The sequence below is a fragment of the SAR324 cluster bacterium genome (genome assembly GCA_029245725.1).
Taxonomy (GTDB): domain Bacteria; phylum SAR324; class SAR324; order SAR324; family NAC60-12; genus JCVI-SCAAA005.
On record JAQWOT010000159.1, the window covers coordinates 1 to 2,143 of the forward strand.

Genomic DNA, 2,143 nt, shown 5'->3' on the forward strand with positions numbered 1-2,143 from the left:
ATCTGGATGAGTCGGGATTCATTCAATCTTTTTTCATCAGTTCTTGGCTGGTAAAGTAGGAAACTATCTGTAGACCAAGATATGAAGATGTAGATAAATATTTTATAGACTGAGAGGATGTTTATAAGTATTTTGGCCGGTACAATCTGATTCCCTTAGGATGAAGATCTATAGACGCTTAGAACACAACCATTCCACCACACAAATCAACCAACTTCAGGTATTTTCTTTTGCGAAGGTCTGTAAAGTTATTTGATTTGAGAACTTCGATTCGGAATAGATAAGGGACTTTTGGAAGATTCGGAGGTTAAAAAATCATTTGGCCAACTTTTAAGCTTTTGTTCACGATCTGCTTTCTCGGGTTGGGTAAAGGGCACTTTTTTAAGATTGATTCGAGGGAACCCTTCTTCATCATAGTAAGAAAACTGAGGTCCGTAATCGCTATCGGGCTCTACGTCAGAATTGTATCCGGAAATGATAGGTCTCAGTTGTTCGAAAGCATCAACAACAATTTCAGGATCACCATCAATCATATTGCAGGGATCTATTTCAAAATAGCCCAAGTCAACATGGTGATCTCGTACTATAATTGAAGGTTTTCTGGAGCGTAGCATTTTTGCAATAGTTTCAATTTTTAAACTGGGTTGGATAGGATCAACCGAAACTCTCAGCCTTGTTATTGGATTTCCAGTTGGGTCAGGAGATTCTACACAAACCAGTTCTGGGAAAGAGGCTAATCCATTCCTGATTTTAAGAAGTCTTGCATACTCGAGCTTCTGGCCATTTCTATGGTTGAGGTTTTTCCACCGATTAAGTGCCGCTATCGCACCTACAATACTTTCTTTGCCTACCTTCATCGCACGGCCTAAGCCACTTGTTTGATGCATGTATGCGGATCTAATTAAGTGTTCATTTCCAGCTAAAATTCCTGCAGTCGGTCCACCAAGGAATTTATGGCTGGAGTAAATGACAATACTGGCACCTAAGTCAATAAAGGTACGAAGATCATACTCTGAAGCAGCATCAATAATTACTGGTATGTTTCTATCACGACATATTTTAATGAATGTTTGAAGACCAATCAGCCCTGACTGAACCGTGTGATGACTAACTACCCAAATTGCAGCACATGTTGATTCGTTGATTGCGTTATCCAGTTGGTAAGGGGACGACAGATTTGATGTTCCAACCTCAACAGGTTGAGCACCAGTAAGCCGAATTTTCTGAGAAATATTGGAGCCGTAACTCACAACGTGACCCTTTTGGATGACAACTTCTGATTTTTGAACTCTAGATATGTCTGGTAATTCTTCAGCCAAACCAAGATTCATTCCTGTCATCGTCGCTGCGATGCTAATACAAATACCTGAAGCCGTGCAAGCAGTGATGCAACCTGCTTCAGATCCGACAATTTCAGAAATACATTGGGATGCCTTTGCTTGTAAGGCATCCATATCAATAAAGACTTCAAAACATTGATTAATTGCTTCAGCGGCATCTTCATTGATAATCGATGCACCAATTGAAGTCATAGTTCCAGAAAGATTAATAACTCTATTTTTCTTTAACCAAACCCCGATTTTTTCTGATTTCATCATCACACATCCTGTAGATTTTAAAGATCTTCTTTTTTTATACTTGAAAGAAATTCATTAAGCCTTTCATTATCTTTTGAATGGAAAGTTTCATGGGGATTTCTATCTGAAACTATAATACCCTTATCCATAAAAATAATTCTGTCACTAACTTCTTTAGCAAATAGCATTTCATGAGTGACTAAAATCATTGTCATTCCGTCCTCGGCGAGTTGGTGTACAGCATCTAAAACCTCTTGAATTAACTCAGGATCTAAGGCGGATGTAATTTCATCAAGCAGCAATAGTTTTGGCTCCATAGCAACAGCTCTTGCTATGCCAACACGTTGTTGCTGCCCTCCAGAAAGCTGTGAAGGCAAACTACTTAATTTGTCAGATAAACCTACTCGTTCAAGCCATCTACAAGCAATTTTTTGGGCTTCTGCTTTAGAGTGTTTTCTAACTTTTTGTAATCCAAGCATTACATTTTCAAGTGCAGTGAGGTGAGGAAATAAATAGAATAATTGAAAAACCATACCAATTTCTGATCTAATTAGAGACAGTTGTTT

General features: G+C 38.5%; 2 protein-coding genes. Both read right to left on the bottom strand.

Annotated features, from left to right (window positions below; genetic code table 11):
• Nucleotides 1-248 precede the first annotated feature (248 nt).
• Entirely contained in the window at nucleotides 249-1,598 is a 1,350-nt protein-coding gene (locus P8O70_08045; protein MDG2196828.1) for a PLP-dependent transferase, read from the bottom strand.
• A 17-nt stretch (nucleotides 1,599-1,615) separates the two neighbouring features.
• Nucleotides 1,616-2,143, bottom strand: a 528-nt coding sequence (locus P8O70_08050) for an ATP-binding cassette domain-containing protein (protein ID MDG2196829.1), incomplete at its 5' end; no start/stop codon positions are given.

Bases quoted from the DNA above. Each gene is read 5' to 3' on its own strand.
- P8O70_08045 (MDG2196828.1), bottom strand. From the start codon at position 1,598: ATGATGAAATCAGAAAAAATCGGGGTTTGGTTAAAGAAAAATAGAGTT.